Origin of the sequence: Microbispora sp. ZYX-F-249 (assembly GCF_039649665.1) — a bacterium.
Classification (GTDB): Bacteria; Actinomycetota; Actinomycetes; order Streptosporangiales; family Streptosporangiaceae; genus Microbispora; species Microbispora maris.
Map to the genome: position 1 here is coordinate 35,692 of NZ_JBDJAW010000039.1, position 16,042 is coordinate 51,733.

Annotated in this window: 14 protein-coding genes; 5 read left to right on the forward strand and 9 right to left on the reverse strand. The window is 73.4% G+C overall.

Features of this window, described 5'->3' with window-relative positions; all coding sequences use genetic code 11:
* Positions 1-68 precede the first annotated feature (68 nt).
* Positions 69-707 carry a DUF5709 domain-containing protein gene (locus AAH991_RS32445; protein ID WP_346229736.1) on the reverse strand — a complete coding sequence of 213 codons (639 nt, stop codon included), beginning with the start codon at positions 705-707 and terminating at the stop codon, positions 69-71.
* Positions 708-744: 37 nt separating this feature from the next.
* Positions 745-1,236, reverse strand: coding sequence for a metallophosphoesterase family protein (locus tag AAH991_RS32450; protein ID WP_346229737.1), 492 nt, complete (start codon positions 1,234-1,236; stop codon positions 745-747).
* Positions 1,237-1,367: 131 nt separating this feature from the next.
* Here AAH991_RS32450 and AAH991_RS32455 point away from each other — a divergent pair, with 131 nt between their 5' ends.
* Positions 1,368-1,508, forward strand: coding sequence for a hypothetical protein (locus tag AAH991_RS32455; protein WP_169984430.1), 141 nt, complete (start codon positions 1,368-1,370; stop codon positions 1,506-1,508).
* A 97-nt stretch (positions 1,509-1,605) separates the two neighbouring features.
* Here AAH991_RS32455 and AAH991_RS32460 read toward each other — a convergent pair whose 3' ends face one another.
* The 3 genes from AAH991_RS32460 to AAH991_RS32470 form a co-directional block, all read right to left on the reverse strand.
* On the reverse strand, positions 1,606-2,037 hold the full coding sequence (locus AAH991_RS32460) for a hypothetical protein (protein ID WP_346229738.1): 432 nt from the start codon (positions 2,035-2,037) through the stop codon (positions 1,606-1,608).
* Positions 2,038-2,163: 126 nt separating this feature from the next.
* Complete coding sequence (locus tag AAH991_RS32465) at positions 2,164-3,117, reverse strand: Ppx/GppA family phosphatase (RefSeq protein WP_346229739.1); 954 nt, start codon at positions 3,115-3,117, stop codon at positions 2,164-2,166.
* Between the two features lie 83 nt (positions 3,118-3,200).
* Positions 3,201-4,202: an NADPH:quinone reductase gene (locus AAH991_RS32470; RefSeq protein ID WP_346229740.1), complete on the reverse strand. Its 1,002-nt coding sequence runs from the start codon at positions 4,200-4,202 to the stop codon at positions 3,201-3,203.
* Positions 4,203-4,308: 106 nt separating this feature from the next.
* Between AAH991_RS32470 and AAH991_RS32475 the strand changes: the two genes are divergently transcribed.
* The 3 genes from AAH991_RS32475 (at position 4,309) to AAH991_RS32485 (ending at position 9,102) form a co-directional block, all read left to right on the forward strand.
* Positions 4,309-6,057: a RecQ family ATP-dependent DNA helicase gene (locus AAH991_RS32475; protein WP_346229741.1), complete on the forward strand. Its 1,749-nt coding sequence runs from the start codon at positions 4,309-4,311 to the stop codon at positions 6,055-6,057.
* Between the two features lie 125 nt (positions 6,058-6,182).
* Positions 6,183-6,566, forward strand: a complete 384-nt coding sequence (locus AAH991_RS32480; RefSeq protein ID WP_346229742.1) for a hypothetical protein — start codon at positions 6,183-6,185, stop codon at positions 6,564-6,566.
* Between the two features lie 121 nt (positions 6,567-6,687).
* Positions 6,688-9,102 (forward strand): Tex family protein, encoded by a 2,415-nt coding sequence (locus AAH991_RS32485; protein WP_346229743.1) that lies wholly within the window; start codon positions 6,688-6,690, stop codon positions 9,100-9,102.
* 816 nt (positions 9,103-9,918) lie between these two features.
* On the opposite strand, the gene AAH991_RS32490 is transcribed toward AAH991_RS32485, so the two are convergent.
* From AAH991_RS32490 to AAH991_RS32500, 3 genes are all read right to left on the reverse strand, one after another.
* Positions 9,919-11,109, reverse strand: coding sequence for an allantoate amidohydrolase (locus tag AAH991_RS32490; RefSeq protein WP_346229768.1), 1,191 nt, complete (start codon positions 11,107-11,109; stop codon positions 9,919-9,921).
* 49 nt (positions 11,110-11,158) lie between these two features.
* Positions 11,159-12,889: a urocanate hydratase gene (hutU, locus tag AAH991_RS32495; RefSeq protein ID WP_346229744.1), complete on the reverse strand. Its 1,731-nt coding sequence runs from the start codon at positions 12,887-12,889 to the stop codon at positions 11,159-11,161.
* Between the two features lie 77 nt (positions 12,890-12,966).
* Positions 12,967-14,343, reverse strand: coding sequence for a MurR/RpiR family transcriptional regulator (locus AAH991_RS32500; protein ID WP_346229745.1), 1,377 nt, complete (start codon positions 14,341-14,343; stop codon positions 12,967-12,969).
* A 151-nt stretch (positions 14,344-14,494) separates the two neighbouring features.
* Here AAH991_RS32500 and AAH991_RS32505 point away from each other — a divergent pair, with 151 nt between their 5' ends.
* Positions 14,495-15,574 carry an MBL fold metallo-hydrolase gene (locus tag AAH991_RS32505; RefSeq protein WP_346229746.1) on the forward strand — a complete coding sequence of 360 codons (1,080 nt, stop codon included), beginning with the start codon at positions 14,495-14,497 and terminating at the stop codon, positions 15,572-15,574.
* A gap of 78 nt (positions 15,575-15,652) precedes the next feature.
* Here AAH991_RS32505 and AAH991_RS32510 read toward each other — a convergent pair whose 3' ends face one another.
* Positions 15,653-16,027, reverse strand: a complete 375-nt coding sequence (locus tag AAH991_RS32510) for an STAS domain-containing protein (protein ID WP_346229747.1) — start codon at positions 16,025-16,027, stop codon at positions 15,653-15,655.
* Positions 16,028-16,042: the final 15 nt, after the last annotated feature.

Consider the following 16,042-nt stretch of genomic DNA (forward strand, 5'->3'; position numbering starts at 1 on the left):
GGCTCCTTCTCCGCCGGTCGCGCCCCGCGGCGGCGGCGGCCCGGTCCCCCGGCCGCCGCCGTCTCCGCCTACGGCGTCTCGTCCTCCACGCGCATCGCCTGCTCCTCCGCCGTGTAGCCGCCGAGGTCGGGCCCGACGTCCTCGGCGATCAGGTCCTTCTCGGTGTCCACGCCCATGCCGCCGTCCGGGTCGACGAGCCGTCCGGCCCGGCCCGGCTCGCCGGTGCCGTACCTGCCCGGCTGGGACGGGTTGACGGTCGCGTAGTCCGCCGGGTCCCCCGACCCGTATCCGCCGGCCTCGTCGCCGGTGCCGGTCCCGTACCCCTCGTACGGCTGGTCGCCGCCCTCGCCGAGGACGTCGGCCTCTGCTCCGGAGGAGTAGGCCGGCTCGTCCTCGGAGGAGTCGAGCAGTTCGTCGTCGGTCTCCCCGGCCCTCTCCTCGCCGCGGCCTCCGGGCCCGGTCCCCGTGCCGAACCGGACGTCCAGGTCCGGTTCCTCGCGGGACAGGCGCAGGTCGTGGGACTCGCCCTCGCGCATCTCCGTGGTCGTGGTGCCGTACTCGTCGAGGCCCAGGGGCCGGTCGCCGGGCAGCGGCATCTCCTGCGGGTCCTCGGCCCGCTGCTGCCCGGGCGTGCCCTCCTGCAGGTCCGGAATGCCTTCGTCCTCGAACCGCGAACGCGGGTCGGTCTGTGGTCTGTTCTCTCTCATACCGGCCCCATGCCCCGCCCTGCGGCCCTTAGGCAGGTCAGGTGACGGGGACGATCTCGGCCCGCCGCAGCACGCCGCCCTCGACGTCGAGGACCCCGACGGTGCCGTGCGGCTGGCGGCGGCGGTCGGTGGGCGAGCCGGGGTTGAACACCCGCACTCCGTCGCCGGTCACGTCCATGGGGATGTGCGAGTGGCCGAAGACGACCAGATCGGCGTCCGGGAAGCGGCGCCGCATCCGCCCGGTCCGCCCGGCGGCCTGCCCGCTGTCGTGGATCATCGCCACCCGGAGTCCGCCGAGGTCGAGTTCGAGCGTCTCGGGAGCGCCCCAGGCCGCGACGTCCGGGCCGTCGTTGTTGCCGAGCACCGCGTGGACCCGGGCGTACGCGGACAGCTCAACCAGCACGTCCGCGGTGCAGACGTCGCCGGCGTGCAGGATCAGGTCCGCCCCCCGCAGGTGCCCGGCGACCGCGGGCGGGCAGGACTTCCAGCGCCGCGGCGCGTGGGTGTCCGCCAGCACGACGACCTTCACCGTTCCATCTTCCCCCAGGAGAAGAGGTGCCAAATCACGTAATCGGGGAATAGAGATCAGGGTCCCGCACGACCCTCACGCCCTGCACCCCTACACCGGTCTCCCCCGGCCGGTCCCGCTCGGGAGGAACGATGAGCAGGCAGATCGCCGACGGCTTCCAGGCCCCCACCCTGTCCGAGCTCGAGGCACGCGTACGCGGGCTGGAGACCCAGGTCGCCCACCTCACCGAGCTGGTCAAGACGTTGTCCGGGCAGAACCGGGAGAGTCGCTGACGGCGTCCCCGCCCGGGTGCACGCCGCCCAAAGCGACGGCGTCCCCGCCAGGGAGAACCTGACGGGGACGCCTGTGGGCCTCTCCTCCCAGCGACGGTTACGCGCGACGCGCGGAGGCGGCGACGGCCCGGATCTTCCGGTTCGCGCCCCGGCCCGCCGCGTGCCCGCTCACGTGCCCGTTGCCGGACCCGTTCGCGGGTGTGCCGGCGGATCCGATCACAGCCCCCTTCGCGGATCCGGTCACGGACCCTTTCGCAGGTCCGCTCGCGGACCCGCGCACGGGCGCCGGATCAGGCCGGTTCGCCGGCGCACCGGTCTCCCGGGCCTCCGCGGCCCGGGAGTCCCGTGCGCGCCCGTCCGTGCCCGTGCCCGCCGGGACGGGTATGACCCGTCCGTAGGACTCGCGCCCGGTGCTCACCGCCATCGCGCCCAGCCAGGCGAGGGTCACGACCGCGATCGCCACCACCGCTGCCAGCACCAGCACCGCCACCGCCGCCAGGGAGACCACGGCTCCCAGCAGCTCCACCATTGAGATTCCTCCAGAGGTCGACCCCGATTACGGCACTCCGGCGGCAGGTGGAAAACCACCCACCACATGAGGGAACGGAAATTGCCTGATATTGGTGCCTTGCCCCGTTTGGATGACCCTCATACCTTACTGATCGGCCAGCGAGGGCCTGCCCATGGGCAGGCCGTCGAGCCTGCGCAGGATCACGCCCTCCCGCAGCGCCCATGGGCAGATCTCCAGCACCGGCAGCTCGAACAGGTCCATCGCGGCGTCCGCGACGACCGCGCCGGCGAGAAGCTGCGCGGCCCGCCCGGCGGACACCCCGGGAAGCTCCGCCCTGCGGGCCGCCGGCATCGCCGCCAGCCGGGCCGTCCACTCGACCAGGTCCTCGTGCGTCAGTGTCCGCTTGACGTACGGGCCCTCGCTCGACGAGGCCGCCCCCGCGATGCGCGCGAGCTGGCGGAAGGTCTTGGACGTGGCGACCGCGTGGTCGGGCCTGCCGTACCTGGCGACCGCCCCGGCGGTCCGCCCGATCTCGGTGCGCACGTGCCGGCGCAGCGCGCGGAGTTCCTCCGGGGCGGGCGGGTCGGCGGTGAACCAGTCGCGGGTGAGCCGTCCCGCCCCGAGCGGCAGGGAGACCGTGACGTCGGGCTCCTCGTCGATGCCGGAGGCGATCTCCAGCGAGCCACCCCCGATGTCGGTCACCAGCAGCCGCCCGGAGGACCAGCCGAACCAGCGGCGTACGGCCAGGAACGTCAGCCTGGCCTCGTCCTCCCCCGACAGCACCTGGATGTCCACCCGCGTGTCGGCCTTGATCTGGGCCAGCACGTCCTCGCCGTTCACCGCGTCGCGCACCGCCGAGGTGGCGAAGGCGATCAGGTCCTCCACGCCCTTGTCCTCGGCGATGCGGGCCGCTTCACGCACGAAGGCCCCGAGCCGCGCCGCGCCCTCCTCGCCGAGCCTGTCGCCGTCGACGAGGTGCTCGGCCAGCCGCAGCTCCTCCTTGTGGGAGAACGCGGGGAGGGGCCGGGCACCCTGATGCGCGTCCATCACCAGCAGATGCACCGTGTTGGAACCGACGTCCAGGACTCCGAGTCGCATGCTCCCGACGGTACCGCCCGCCCGGGGAAGATCCTCGCCTCCCGGCCTCACTCTCGACCTCACTCGGGGCCTCACTCGGGGTCTCACTCGGGGGTGACGTCCACGAGCACCTTGCCGATCACGCCCGACTCGACCGCGTCGTGGGCGTCCGCCGTACGCTCCAGCGGGAAGTGGTGGACGGGCAGCCCGGCCTCCTCCCCCACCCGCAGCGCGCCCGCCTCGACCGCCGCGCGCACGTCGGCCACGGCGGCGTCCTTGGCGGCCTCGGGCACCGTGTAGACCAGGACGAACTGGTAGCGGATGTTGCGGCTGAACAGCTCGCGGACCGGCAGCGTGACCTCGTCTCCCCCGTTGTTCGCGTACACCGCGACCACCCCTCGCGGCGCGGTGACCGCCGCGTCGAGCGCGGCGTTGGGCGCCGGCGCGACCTCCACGACGATGTCGGCGCCGCCGGGGGCGACGCCGCGGATCTCCGCCACCGGATCGCCGGTGCGGTAGTTCACGACGTGGTGCGCCCCCGCGGCCCGGGCCAGCGCCGCCTTCTCCGGCCCGCTGACGGTGGTCACCACGGTCGCCCCGGCCCAGCGGGCGAGCTGGATCGCGGCGTTGCCCACGGCACCGGCGCCGCCCGCGACGAGGACCGTCCTGCCGTCGAGTGCCCCGGGGGTGAGCCGGTCCGGCCCGCCGTCGGCCACGGTCAGGCAGCGGTGCGCGGTCAGCGCGGGAATGCCGAGGCTCGCGCCGAGGTCGAGGGAGGCCCCGTCCGGCAGCGGCACGACCTGCCGCTCGGGCAGCACAACGTACTCCTGGGCGGTGCCGTCCGGCCGCCCCCATGCGGCCTCCCACAGCCACACGCGCTCGCCCGGGGACACCCCGGTCACGCCCGGCCCGGCGGCGTCCACGATGCCGGCGCCGTCCTGGTTGGGCACGGCCTCGGGATGGCTCGGCGTGCCGCGCCGCGCCTTCCAGTCGGTGGGGTTGACCCCGGACCGCACCACCCGTACGCGTACCTCTCCGGGTCCCGGCTCGGGCACGGGCCGTTCGGCCACGCGCAGGACGCCGCTGTCACCGGTCTCGGAATACACGATCGCTCTCATACGGGCTGTAAGCCGCCCGGTCCGCGCGGCTATTCCGGTTCGACCCTTTCCCCCGGGGTAGTTGCAGGCCGATCGGGCGAGGGAGTGCGATGGCATGAGCGTCAGGCAGAGATATGGGGGTCTGTCCGGCGGACGACCCGGTGACAGGCTCGGCGGCGCCGGGGGCGGCTGGTCGCGCGACTGGTCGGGAAGCTGGGCCGGCGGCTGGGCCGGGGGCCGCTTCGGCCGGCGTTTCGGGCGCAGGGGCAGGCGCCTGCGGGCCACGGCCAGGGACGCCTTCGGCTGGCAGCAGCTGCGTCCCGGTCAGCAGGAGGCGATGGAGCTCCTGCTCGCGGGGCGCGACGTGCTGCTGGTGATGCCGACCGGCGGCGGCAAGTCGGCCGTCTACCAGGTGCCGGGGTTGCTCCTGGACGGCCCGACGGTCGTCGTGTCGCCGCTCATCGCCCTGCAGCGCGACCAGGTCATGGGCCTGCTCAAGGCGGGAGCCGCGGGCGCGGTCGCGGTCAACTCGGCCGGCTCGGTCGAGGCGGGCCTCGACCAGGTCAGCGCGGGCGACGCCGAGTACGTGTTCCTGTCGCCGGAGCAGCTCGCCAAGCCCGAGGTGGTCGAGCGGCTGGCCGAGGCCCGGCCGTCGCTGATCGCCGTGGACGAGGCGCACTGCGTGTCCGCCTGGGGCCACGACTTCCGGCCGGAGTACCTGCGGCTCGGCAAGGTCATCGAGCGTCTCGGCCATCCTCCGGTGATCGCGATGACCGCCACGGCCGCGCCGACGGTGCGCGAAGAGATCATCGAGTCGCTCGGCCTGACGGGGGCGCAGCAGATCGTCCGGGGATTCGACCGGCCCAACCTCAACCTCGAGGTCCACCGGTTCACCGACGACGACGACAAGCGCACGAGCCTGGCCGACCACGCCGCCGGTCTGGACGGCGTCGGGCTGATCTACGTGGCGACGCGGCGCCAGGCCGAGGAGTACGCGGAGCTGCTCAAGGAGCGGGGCCGCCGGGCCGAGGCGTACCACGCGGGGATGAAGTCGAAGGATCGCCGCCGCATCCACGAGCGGTTCCAGGACGACGACCTCGACACGGTCGTGGCGACCTCGGCGTTCGGGATGGGCATCGACAAGCACGACGTGCGCTACGTGCTGCACGCCGCGCCCCCCGAGTCGCTCGACGCGTACTACCAGGAGATCGGCCGGGCGGGCCGGGACGGCAACCCCGCCGACGCCGTGCTGTTCTACCGGACCGAGGACCTGGGGCTGCGCAAGTTCTTCTCCGGGGGCCGGGCGGACGAGAACCTGATGCGGCGGATCGCGACGCTGGTCCACGAGCACGGCGGCGAGGTGGCCGCCGCCGACCTGCGCGAGCTCCTCGACATCGGGGCGGCCAGGCTGACCTCGCACGTCAACCTGCTGGAGCGGGCCGGAGCCCTCGAGGTCTCCCACGGCGGCGCCCTGCACTACGCGCCGGACGGCCCGCCGCCGGACGAGGCCGCCGCCCGCGCGGCGGAGATCGACGACGTCCGGCACCGGATGGAGGACTCCCGGCTGGAGATGATGCGCGGCTACGCCGAGACGACCGGCTGCCGGCGCCGTTTCCTGCTGGAGTACTTCGGCGAGCCGTACGAGCGGTCGTGCGGCGACTGCGACACCTGCCGCTCCGGGACCGTGACCCCGCCGGAGGCCGGCGACGGGCCGTTCCCGATGCACGCGGACGTACGGCACGCGGAGTGGGGGCACGGGATCGTGATGAGTCGTGAGCAGGACCGGATCACGGTGCTGTTCGACTCCGTGGGCTACAAGACGCTGGCGCTCGGCGTGGTCGACGAGCTGCTCGAGGTGGTCTGACGGATCCCGCGGCACGCCCGTCCGGCTGGGCAATCATTACCGATCGTGGCCTCGCTCCCACTTGCAGTCGTTTCACCACCTGTTGAGACTCGAATGCGGAGGTCGTGAGTTCGGGGGTGGGACCGGTGCGTGAGGGCGTCAGTACCAGGGAGACGTGGCCGTTCGAGTGCCTGCACTGCCTGCGGGTCTGGGAGGAGGAGTACGTCGTCCACCGGAGGGACGACGAGCACGGCAACGACGTGGTCGTGTGGACCCGGGAGGGTGTGGCCGTCCAGCCGCCCTGGTCCGGGACGAGCTGCCCGGGGTGCGGCTGCGGGACCGTGACCACGTTCCCCACCGGCTATCTGGCGCACCATCCGGAGATCACGCTCGGCCGACCGGCTCTGCAGATCCCCGCGGAGGAGGAGTCCTCCCGAGGCGGATGGTGGTTCACGTCGCACGGCCTGGTCACGCTCGCGCTCCTGCTGCCGGCCGGTCTCGGCCTGTACGAGAGGATCACCGCGCACTGATCCGCCCCGCCCGTCGATCGTCCGGCGACGGCCGGGTAGGGCGGTTGTCCACAGGTGGCGCGAGGGGGCCCGGGGGATCCGGCAGAATGAGAGCCCTCCCGGAAGAAGGCGGATCAGGATCGTGACGACGTCCATTCAGCAGCGGATCGCCGAAGAGCTCGGCGTGCGCGAGAGCCAGGTCACCGCGGCCGTCGACCTGCTCGACGGCGGGGCGACGGTGCCGTTCATCGCCCGCTACCGCAAGGAAGCCACCGGTGCGCTCGACGACGCCCAGCTGCGCACGCTGGAGGAGCGGCTGCGTTACCTGCGCGAGCTGGAGGAGCGGCGGGCGGCCATCCTCGACTCGATCCGCTCCCAGGGCAAGCTCGACGAGGCCCTGGAAGCGCGGATCATGGAGGCCGACTCCAAGGCCCGGCTGGAGGACATCTACCTGCCCTTCAAGCCCAAGCGCCGGACCAAGGCGCAGATCGCCAGGGAGGCGGGGCTGGAGCCCCTGGCGGACGCGCTGCTGGCCGACCCGTCGCTGGACCCCCAGGCGACCGCGGAGGGATACGTACGCGAGGGCGTGGCCGACGCCGCCGCGGCGCTGGAGGGCGCCAGGGCCATCCTGGTCGAGCGCTTCGCCGAGGACGCCGACCTCATCGGCGACCTGCGGGAGCGGATGTGGTCCCGAGGCCGGCTCGTCTCCCAGGTGCGGGAGGACAAGCAGGAGTCCGGCGCCAAGTTCTCCGACTACTTCGACTTCTCCGAGCCCTTCACCCGGCTGCCCTCGCACCGCATCCTCGCGATGTTCCGGGGCGAGAAGGAGGAGGTGCTCACGCTCACCCTCGACCCGGAGGCCGAGGAGCCGAACGACTACGAGGCGCGGATCGCCCGGCGGTTCGGCATCGCCGACCAGGGCCGCCCGGCCGACAAGTGGCTGCTCGACACCGTGCGCTGGGCCTGGCGGACGCGCGTCCTCGTCCACCTGGGCATCGACCTGCGCACCCGGCTGTGGCAGGCGGCCGAGGAGGAGGCCGTGCGGGTGTTCGCGGCCAACCTGCGCGACCTGCTGCTCGCCGCTCCCGCGGGGGCGAGGCCGACCATGGGCCTCGACCCGGGCCTGCGCACCGGGGTGAAGGTCGCGGTCGTGGACGGCACCGGCAAGGTCGTGGCCACCGAGACGATCTACCCGCACGAGCCCAGGCGGCAGTGGGACCAGTCGCTCGCGGTGCTGGCCCGGCTGGCGGCCGAGCACAAGGTGGAGCTGGTCGCCATCGGCAACGGCACCGCGTCGCGGGAGACCGACAAGCTCGCCGCCGAGCTGGTCAAGCACATGCCGCACCTCACCAAGATCATGGTTTCGGAGGCCGGGGCCTCGGTCTACTCCGCGTCGGCCTACGCCTCGCAGGAGCTGCCCGGCCTCGACGTCTCGCTGCGCGGCGCGGTGTCGATCGCGCGGCGGCTGCAGGACCCGCTGGCCGAGCTGGTCAAGATCGACCCCAAGTCCATCGGTGTCGGCCAGTACCAGCACGACGTGTCCGAGGTGAAGCTGTCGCGCTCGCTCGACGCGGTGGTGGAGGACTGCGTGAACGCGGTGGGCGTGGACGTCAACACCGCGTCCGCCCCGCTGCTGACCCGGGTCTCCGGCATCAGCGCCGGACTTGCGGAGAACATCGTCGCGCACCGGGACGCCAACGGGCCGTTCCGCTCCCGGACCGGGCTGAAGGACGTGCCGCGGCTCGGCCCGAAGGCGTTCGAGCAGTGCGCGGGCTTCCTGCGCATCCCGGGGGGCGACGACCCGCTCGACGCCTCCAGCGTCCACCCCGAGGCGTACCCGGTGGTGCGCCGCATCCTCGACTTCAGCAAGAGCGACCTGCGCACGCTGATCGGCAACACCTCGGCGCTCCGCACGCTGAAGCCGTCCGACTTCGTCGACGACACCTTCGGCCTGCCGACCGTCACCGACATCCTCAAGGAACTGGAGAAGCCGGGCCGCGACCCCCGTCCGGCTTTCAAGACCGCCACCTTCAAGGACGGCGTCGAGAAGCCCTCCGACCTGTCGCCCGGCATGATCCTGGAGGGCGTCGTCACCAACGTCGCCGCGTTCGGCGCGTTCGTCGACATCGGCGTGCACCAGGACGGCCTGGTCCATGTGTCCGCGATGTCGAACTCGTTCGTGAAGGACCCGCGCGAAGTGGTCAAGCCCGGCGACATCGTCCGGGTCAAGGTGCTCGACGTCGACCTCCAGCGCAAGCGCATCTCGCTCACGCTGCGCCTGGATGACGAGACGACGGGCAACGGCCGCAGGGGCGGGCCGGACGGCGAGGCCCGGGGCGACCGGCAGGGCGGCCGGCGCGGCCAGCCACGCCAGAACGCCCCCCGTCAGAACCAGGGCGGCCAGAACCAGGGCGGCCAGAACCAGAGCGGCAGGGGCGGGTCGGGCCGCGGGAACGGCCGGGGCTCGGGCGGTGCGCCGCAGGGCGGCGCCATGGCCGAGGCCCTGCGCCGCGCCGGTCTGGCCGACCCCGGCGCCGGCGACCGCCGCTCCCGCTGACGCCCCTCCCCGGTCCATCGCCTGCCCGCATCCGTTGCGATGGCCGTCGCTCCCGCTGACGGCCATCGCGGGTCCACGGGCTGCTCGCGCCCGGCGCCCGCCTCCGGTGCGCCGGGACCGCGCTCGACGTGCCGGGACCACCTTCGGTGCGCCGGGACCGCGCTCGGCGTGCCGGGACCGCCTCCGGTGTGCCGGGCGGGCGACGGAGAATGCCCCGCGAGGCGATGGACGCGGGGCACAGGGCCGATCAGGAACGATGTTCGGTCATTCGGTCACTGCTGCTGCTGTTGTTGCTGCTGACCGCCGCGCCCCTGCTGCTGCTGCTGTTGCTGCTGCTGACCGCCGCGACCCTGCTGCTGTTGCTGTTGCTGCTGCTGCTGCTGCTGCGGTAAATGCTCCCGATGGTGGCGGCGATGATGTTCATAGTGATGGTGACGGTGACGCCTACGGCATTCACCTCCCGGGCAGTCCCCCGTGCTCGACGGCCTGACGACCTGCTCGGTCGTGCTGGCGGCGTTGGCGGGCTGCGTCTGCATCGTGACAGGGACGAGGGCCGAAGCCGTCACGACGGCAGCAGCCAATGCGTGTTTGAACATGGGATTCCCTCCGTCGGCTCCGTGATGAGAAGCGGACGACGTCCGAGTGCACGGAGCTCGAATCGATCCATCGAACCTTTGGATCTGGACCCTGGTTCTCACGCTAGAGGCACCAAACGCCTCAGTCACCCATCAGGGAGCAAACAAGCACTGGTAGCACCAAAAGGCTGAATTCGCTCAGCTGTCACCCTGCCTGGGCAACGCGCGCCGAGGGCGGGGCTCAGAGAGGCGCGCCGGGGCCGTCGGCGGACGGAGCGAGCAGATCCTCCAAAACGGCGGCGAGGGCGGCGACCCCGGCGAGGCAGTCGGCCTCCTCGGCGTGCTCGTACGGCGAGTGCGAGACACCCGTGGGGTTGCGTACGAACAGCATGGCCGCCGGGACCTCCCCGGCGAGGATGCCGGCGTCGTGCCCCGCCCCCGTGGGCAGCACGGGCGCGCCGCCGAGGGCGCGCGCGACGCGATCACGCAATGGCGCGTCGAAGTCCACGACCGCCGTGTAGGACTCCCGGGTCACCTCGGCCCCCCGGGCCGCCCGGGCCGTCTCCTCGACGAGGCTGTCCAGCAGGGCGTCGTCGGGAGCCCGGCAGTCGAGCCATGCGGTGACCAGCGACGCGATGGCGTTGGTGCCGTTGGGCTCGACCCTGACCCTGCCGAAGGTGGCCAGAGCCCCCAGGCGCTCGGCGCCGGCGCGTGCGGCCAGCACGGCCGCCGCATAGGCCGGCATGGGGTCGCGCCGGTCCTCAAGGCGGGTCGTCCCGGCGTGGTTGGCCTCCCCGTGGAAGTCGAAACGCCAGCGGCCGTGCGGCCAGATCGCGGAGGCGACGCCGACCGGGTGCGGCGTGCCGGCGAGGTGGCGGCCCTGCTCCACGTGCAGTTCCACGAACACGCCGATCCGCGCGAGGCGCTCGTCGTCGCGCCCGGCGGCCCCGGGGTCGCGTCCCGCCCGTTCCATCGCCGCCGCCAGGGTGACGCCGTCCGCGTCACGCAGCGCCCCGGCCGCCTCGGGGCGGACGGCGCCGGTCATCAGCCGCGACCCCAGACAGGCCAGGCCGAACCTGGCGCCCTCCTCCTCGGTGAAGTTCACCACCGCCAGCGGCCGCTCCGGCCGCAGGCCGCGCGCCCGCAGCGCGTCGAGCGCGGCGAACGCCCCAACGACCCCCAGTGGGCCGTCGTACGCCCCGCCGTCGGGCACCGAATCCAGGTGGGAGCCGGTCACCACGGCGTCTCCGGCCGCGGGATCGCCCAGCCAGGCCCACTGGTTGCCGTTGCGGTCGGTCTCGTAGGTCAGGCCTCTGTCACGCGCCTGCGCGGCGAACCAGGCCCGGCACTCGGCGTCCGCCGACGTCCAGGCGTGCCTGCGGTACCCGCCCGTCGCATCGTAGCGGCCGACGGGCAGCAGGTCATGCCACATGTGGCGGAAGCCGTCCGCCACCTCCTCGGGCAGGACCCGCGCCGCTCCCTCAGGCCTCGGCGTCGGCACCGGCCGGCCCCTCCCCGAGCTCGGCCGGCCGGCTCATCGGGACGCGTACGCCCCGCTCGCGGGCGACCTCGGCGGCCCGGTCGTACCCGGCGTCCACGTGCCGGATCACGCCCATGCCCGGGTCGTTGGTCAGCACCCGGCGGATCTTCTCCCCCGCCAGCGGCGTACCGTCGGCGACGGTGACCTGTCCGGCGTGGATGGAGCGGCCGATGCCGACCCCGCCGCCGTGGTGGATCGATACCCAGGACGCGCCGGAGGCGACGTTGACCATGGCGTTGAGCAGCGGCCAGTCGGCGATCGCGTCGGAGCCGTCGAGCATGCCCTCCGTCTCGCGGTAGGGCGAGGCGACCGAGCCGCAGTCGAGATGGTCGCGGCCGATCACGATGGGAGCGGAGATCTCCCCGGAGGCGACGAGGTCGTTGAACCGCTCACCGGCCCGGTCCCGCTCGCCGTATCCCAGCCAGCAGATCCGCGCGGGCAGGCCCTGGAAGCGCACCCGCTCGCTCGCCATCCTGATCCACCGGGCCAGCGGCTCGTTGTCCGGGAAGAGATCGAGGATCGCGCGGTCGGTCGTCGCGATGTCGGCCGGGTCGCCGGACAGCGCCGCCCACCGGAACGGGCCCTTCCCCTCGCAGAACAGCGGCCGGATGTAGGCGGGCACGAACCCGGGAAAGTCGAACGCCCGCGCGTACCCGGCGAGGCTCGCCTCGCCCCTGATCGAGTTGCCGTAGTCGAACACCTCCGCACCGGCGTCCTGGAAGCCGACCATCGCCTCGACATGCCGGGCCATCGACTCGCGGGCCCGGTGGGTGAACCCCTCGGGGTCCTTGCGCGCGAGCGCGGCCATGTCCTCGAACGCGACGCCGAGCGGCAGGTACGCCAGCGGGTCGTGCGCGCTCGTCTGGTCGGTCACGACGTCGATCTCCGCACCCCGGGCCAGCAGGGCGGGCACGGCCTCGGCGGCGTTGGCCACGACCCCGATCGACAGCGGGCGGCGCGCGTCCCTGGCCTCGTACGCCAGGCGCAGCGCCTCGTCCAGGCTCTCGGCCCGCACGTCCAGGTAGCGGTGGCCGATGCGGCGCTCGACACCGCGCGGGTCACAGTCGACGCAGATCGCCACGCCGCCGTTCATCGTGACCGCGAGCGGCTGCGCGCCGCCCATGCCGCCGAGCCCGGCGGTCAGGGTGATCGTACCGGCGAGGCTGCCGCCGAACCGCTTGGCCGCGACCGCCGCGAACGTCTCGTACGTCCCCTGCAAAATGCCCTGGGTGCCGATGTAGATCCACGAGCCGGCCGTCATCTGGCCGTACATCGTGAGCCCGAGCCGCTCCAGCCGCCGGAACTCCGGCCAGGTCGCCCAGTCGCCGACGAGGTTGGAGTTGGCGATGAGCACCCGGGGAGCCCACTCGTGGGTGGTCATCACGCCGACCGGCCGGCCCGACTGCACCAGCAGCGTCTCGTCGGCCCGCAGGGTGGTGAGCTCGCGCACGATGGCGTCGTACGACGGCCAGTCGCGGGCGGCCTTGCCGCTGCCGCCGTAGACGACCAGCCGTTCCGGGTGCTCGGCGACCTCGGGGTCGAGGTTGTTCATCAGCATGCGCAGCGCGGCCTCCTGCTGCCAGCCGCGCGTGTTGAGGGTGGTGCCGCGCGGAGCCCGGACAGGTCCCCGGACGGGAGCCCGGTTCGGGGCGCTGTCACCGTGGTCGGCCACGAGTCCTCCTCCCACCCGCGCCCGGCGCGCATGGTCCCATTCAGTGAGTCCTCTTCATCCTGAGTGAATGAATAGATTCAGTCAATGAGGAACACCCCGCGGGCCGCGGCCGACGCCTCGAACGCCTCCAGGCGCGCCTGTGCCCCGGGCAGCTCGTCGCACATCGCCTCCAGCAGCACCCGGCCGAGCATCATCGGCGCGCAGGCCGTGTCGAACACCAGGCTCGTGCCCACGGCGGCGGTGAGCAGGACGTGCGACAGACCGGCGAGAGACGGCACCTTCCGGTCCGCGACCGTGACGACGTTCAGTCCGGCCGCGCGGCCGGCGCGGAGGGCGTCCACCAGTTCGGCCGGGTAGCGGGGCAGGGCGAAGCACAGCAGGGCCGTCGCCCCGGCCGCCGCCGCCTGCTCGACGCGGTCGGTCAGGAGCGACCCCGCTTCGTGCAGGGGCCGTACGTCGGGGTGGATCTTCGCCGCGAAGTAGGCGAACCCGGCGGCCTGGGCCGCGGCCGCCCGCAGGCCCAGCACCGGAAGCGGCCGCGAGGCGGCGAGCAGGCGGGCGGCCTCGGCGACGGGCCCGGGGTCGTCCAGCGACCGGGCCAGGGCGCGCAGGTTCTCGATCTCCGCCAGCACGGCCCGCCGGTACTCACCCCCGGGGCCCGTCGCCCAGTCGAGGCCGAGACCGTGCTTCCCGGGCGCCTCTTCCGGGGCGGGATCCCGCGGCGCGGGACGTGCGCGCGCGCCGGGTCGCGACGACGGGCGATGAGAACTGTCCGCCGCGGCAGGAAGCGTCTGCGCGTGCTCCTGCACTCCGCTCCCGTACTGCCTGCTCCCGTACTGCCTGCTCCCGGTCTGCCCGGCCGTGTCCTGCCCCCCGCCCCCGTACTGCCCGCCCCCGTACTGCCCGCCCCCGTACTGCCCGCTCCCGGTCTGCCCGGTCGCGTCCGGCACGCCCCCGCCGCCGTCGGGGGGCCGGGGGCCGGCCGCGGGCGCGGACGTGCCGGCATCCGGCGCGGTGTCCTCCCCGTCCCGGCCGCCGCCGTTCACGCCGCGGCCGGGCGGCACGCCCAGTTCACGGAACCTGCGCCGCAGGCCGGGGTATCCGCGGTAACCCAGCGCCATCGCGAAGCGGGTCACCGACGGCTGGCTGACCCCGGCCAGCTCGGCCACTTCGATGCTCGACAGGAACGGCGCCTCGGCGGCGTGCCGTGCGAGGCAGTGCGCGATCCTGCGCTGCACGGGGGTCAGCCGGTGCCCCTCGAACAGCCGCAGCAGGCGGGACGCGGCCTCGCCGTCATGACCGCCGGGGTCGCCGAAGACATCACGGTCGCCGAGGACGTCACGTTCGTCGCGGTCGGCGCGGTGGCCGCCCGGGCCGTGGTCCGCGTTGTGGCCGGTGCTCATCTCCCCCGCCTCACCGGCCCACGCCGGGCCGGTCGGTCTGCATGCTTTCATTCAACGGCAGTCTCCTCTGAGGGGTTGTCCACAGGCAAGGCGCCGTCGGCGCGCACCGGCCCGGCGATTGCCTAGTCTGATCGGCAGAACCCAGCAAGGGAGATTGCCGTTGAAGACCGGTGGTTTGAGAAGTAGTGGCCTGGGCCGTCGCGTGGGGGTCGTCGCGGGAGCGGCCGCCCTGGCGGCGGCGGTGTGGGCGGTGCGGAACGTCCCCGCCGCGCTGGGGGCGCGGCCGTCGGGCGAGCGGGCGAGCCGGGTGCGGCGCTCGAAACAGTTCCGTGACGGCGCGTTCCGCAACACGACGCCCAGCCCCGTCCTTCCCCCGGGGACCAGGCAGCAGGTCGCCCGCGAGTTCCTCCGCCGGACGCCGCGCAAGCCCCGCCTCCCCGTTCCCCTGATGACCCCCGGGCCGTCCCGGGGCGGCGACCTCGACGCCGTCTGGTACGGCCACTCCTCCGTGCTGATCGAGATCGAGGGGCGGCGGGTGCTGCTCGACCCGGTGTGGAGCGAGCGGTGTTCTCCGGCGTCGTTCACCGGGCCGCGCCGCCTGCACCCTCCGCCGGTGCCGCTGTACGAGCTGCCCGAGCTCGACGCGATCGTCATCTCGCACGACCACTACGACCACCTCGACATGGACACGGTGCGCCTGCTGGTCCGCACGCAGTCCGCGCCGTTCCTGGTTCCGCTCGGGGTCGGCGCCCATCTCGAGCGGTGGCGGGTGCCCGCGTCCCGCATCATCGAGCTGGACTGGAACGAGGAGGCCACGGTCTCCGGCCTCCGGTTCGTGGCGACCCCCGGCCGTCACTTCTCCGGCCGCGCGTTCCGCCGGGACCAGACCCTCTGGGCCTCGTGGGTCGTCGCGGGCGAGCGCCGGCGGGTCTTCTACACCGGCGACTCCGGCTACTTCGACGGATACGCTGCGATCGGCGAGACGTACGGGCCGTTCGACCTGTCGGTGGTCCAGATCGGCGCCTACAGCAAGGGCTGGCCGGACATCCACATGACACCCGAGGAGGCGATCCTCACGCACCTCGACGTGCGGGCCCGGGTGCTGCTGCCGGTTCACTGGGGCACGTTCTCGCTCGCCCCGCACGCCTGGAACGACCCGGTCGACCAGCTGTGGCGGGAGGCCAAGGCACGCGACGTGCGCCTCGTGGTGCCGCGGCCGGGCGAACGCGTCACGGTCGACGACCCGCCGCCGGTGGACGGCTGGTGGCAGACGATCATGTGACGAGCCGGGTGCCGGGCCTGCGGGGAGAGCGCGCTCCCCGGCCCGGCGGCCGCCGGCCACGGACCCACGCCGGGCCGGTCAGTTCATGTGCGCCGTGCCGGGAGGCTCGGCCGCCGGCCGGCGCAGCGCGTCGGCGCGGGTCGGATACATGGTGAGCCGCGAGCTGAGGCCGAGCAGCGAGAACAGGTGACGCATCTGTGGGCTCATCCCGCAGACGGCGCCGTCTCCGTCCTTGGGCGGGTTGCGGACGCAGGCGTCGATGAGCACCCGCATGCCGGCGCTGTCGATGAACCGCAGCCGCTCCAGGTCGAACAGGATGCGCGTCGCGGGGCGGGCCAGGAGGGGGGCCACCTGCTCGCGCAGCGCGGGGACCGTGAGCACGTCGAGCTCACCGCTGAGGGTGATGAGAGTGAAGGGGGGCGACTGCGCCACCGACACCTGGAAGTCGTGCAAGGATCCCCACCTCCG

Excerpts from the sequence above, each read along its gene's own strand:
- AAH991_RS32445 (WP_346229736.1), bottom strand. The coding sequence starts at position 707 with ATGAGAGAGAACAGACCACAGACCGACCCGCGTTCGCGGTTCGAGGAC.
- AAH991_RS32455 (WP_169984430.1), top strand. The coding sequence starts at position 1,368 with ATGAGCAGGCAGATCGCCGACGGCTTCCAGGCCCCCACCCTGTCCGAG.
- AAH991_RS32460 (WP_346229738.1), bottom strand. The coding sequence starts at position 2,037 with ATGGTGGAGCTGCTGGGAGCCGTGGTCTCCCTGGCGGCGGTGGCGGTG.
- AAH991_RS32465 (WP_346229739.1), bottom strand. The coding sequence starts at position 3,117 with ATGCGACTCGGAGTCCTGGACGTCGGTTCCAACACGGTGCATCTGCTG.
- AAH991_RS32475 (WP_346229741.1), top strand. The coding sequence starts at position 4,309 with ATGAGCGTCAGGCAGAGATATGGGGGTCTGTCCGGCGGACGACCCGGT.
- AAH991_RS32490 (WP_346229768.1), bottom strand. The coding sequence starts at position 11,109 with ATGTGGCATGACCTGCTGCCCGTCGGCCGCTACGATGCGACGGGCGGG.
- AAH991_RS32500 (WP_346229745.1), bottom strand. The coding sequence starts at position 14,343 with ATGAAAGCATGCAGACCGACCGGCCCGGCGTGGGCCGGTGAGGCGGGG.